The following is a 1,915-nucleotide window of genomic DNA, read 5'->3' as shown; positions in this document are numbered from 1 at the left end:
GCCCCGCCCACCAGCAGGTGGGCGGGGCCGTCGCTCGTGTGGCTCAGGCCTCGGCGGGCTCGTCCTTGCGGCGCAGGCCCGACTCGTCGAGCGGGAACCGCTCGGAGCGCTGGCGCTCGATCGCCGCGCCGACGAGCCCGGCGAACAGCGGGTGCGGGCGGGTCGGCCGCGAGCGCAGCTCGGGGTGAGCCTGGGTCGCGACGTAGTAGGGGTGCACGTCTGCGGGGAGCTCCACGAACTCGACCAGGCCGAGCTCGGGGTTGATGCCCGAGAAGACCAGGCCGGACTCGGCGAGGGTCTCGCGGTAGGCGTCGTTGAACTCGTAGCGGTGGCGGTGGCGCTCCTCGACCGTGCCGGAGCCGTACGCCGCGCGCACCACGCTGCCCTCGCTCAGCTCGGCCTTCTGGAGCCCGAGGCGCATGGTGCCGCCCAGGTCGCCCGCGCCCTCGACGAACTTCTTCTGCTCCTCGATGGTGGAGATGACCGGCTCGACGGTGTCGGGGTCGAACTCGGTGGAGCCGGCCTTCTCGAGGCCGGCGACGTTGCGGGCGTACTCGATCACCATGCACTGCAGGCCCAGGCACAGGCCGAGGGTGGGGATGCCGTGGGTGCGGGCGTAGTGCAGCGCCCCCAGCTTGCCCTCGATGCCGCGCACGCCGAACCCGCCCGGCACCAGGACCGCGTCGACGTCGCCGAGCTGCTTGGCGGCACCGGCCTCGGTGTCGCAGGTGTCGGAGGCGACCCAGCGGATGTTGACCTTGGCCTCGTGCGCGAAGCCGCCGGCGCGCAGCGCCTCGCTGACCGAGAGGTAGGCGTCGGGGAGGTCGATGTACTTGCCCACCAGCGCCACCGTGACCTCCTCGGACGGGTGGTGCACCCGGCGGAGCAGGTCGTCCCACGTCGTCCAGTCGACGTCGCGGAACGGCAGGTCGAGGCGGCGCACGACGTAGGCGTCGAGGCCCTCGCGGTGCAGCACCTTGGGGATGTCGTAGATCGACGGCGCGTCGGCGGCCGTGACCACCGCGTCGTCGTCGACGTCGCACATCAGGGCGATCTTGCGCTTGATCCCGTCTGGCAGCTCGCGGTCGGCGCGGCACACGATCGCGTCGGGCTGGATGCCGATGGAGCGCAGCGCGGCCACCGAGTGCTGGGTGGGCTTGGTCTTCAGCTCGCCGGAGGGCCCGATGTAGGGCACCAGCGAGACGTGGATGAAGAAGCAGTTGTCGCGCCCGATCTCGTGGCGGGTCTGGCGTGCGGCCTCGAGGAAGGGCAGCGACTCGATGTCGCCCACCGTGCCGCCGACCTCGGTGATCACCACGTCGATGTCCGGGCCGCCCATCGCGAGGATCCGGTCCTTGATCTCGTTGGTGATGTGCGGGATCACCTGCACGGTGTCACCGAGGTAGTCGCCGCGACGCTCCTTGGCGATGACCGTGGAGTAGACCTGCCCGGTCGTGACGTTGGCGATCTGGTTGAGGTCGGTGTCGAGGAACCGCTCGTAGTGACCGATGTCGAGGTCGGTCTCGGCGCCGTCGTTGGTCACGAAGACCTCGCCGTGCTGGAACGGGTTCATCGTGCCGGGATCGACGTTGAGGTAGGGGTCCAGCTTCTGCATCGTCACGCGGAGGCCGCGCGACTTCAGCAGGCTGCCCAGGCTCGAGGCGGTGAGCCCCTTGCCGAGGGAGGAGGCGACGCCTCCGGTGACGAAAACGTGCTTGGTCGGCGTCGGGCTCTTCACGGGCTTCGATCTTACCCGAGAGGGAGCGGTCCGTCGGCACCCGACGCACCGAACGCGCCGCCGGGCGCGCTGAGCGCCTTCTGGAGCGTGAGCACGGTCGCGATCCGGCCGGCCGGGGTGTCGATGCCGTCGACCGTCGCCACGGAGGCGGCCGTGGGGTCGGCGCGCAGTCGGCCG

2 protein-coding genes are annotated in these 1,915 nt (G+C 71.0%); both read right to left on the bottom strand.

The genetic code is table 11. From position 1 onward, the window contains the following. Positions 1-43: 43 nt before the first annotated feature. Complete coding sequence (pyrG, locus tag ACFFJG_RS20390; protein ID WP_378520637.1) at positions 44-1,738, bottom strand: CTP synthase; 1,695 nt, start codon at positions 1,736-1,738, stop codon at positions 44-46. Between the two features lie 11 nt (positions 1,739-1,749). Beyond that, positions 1,750-1,908: a copper transporter gene (locus ACFFJG_RS20385; protein WP_378520685.1), complete on the bottom strand. Its 159-nt coding sequence runs from the start codon at positions 1,906-1,908 to the stop codon at positions 1,750-1,752. Positions 1,909-1,915: the final 7 nt, after the last annotated feature.

It is taken from the genome of Nocardioides zeicaulis (assembly GCF_042432345.1).
Classification (GTDB): domain Bacteria; phylum Actinomycetota; class Actinomycetes; order Propionibacteriales; family Nocardioidaceae; genus Nocardioides; species Nocardioides zeicaulis.
The sequence above is the reverse complement of the archived record's forward strand: the minus strand, read 5'-3'. Positions and strand labels throughout refer to the sequence as shown.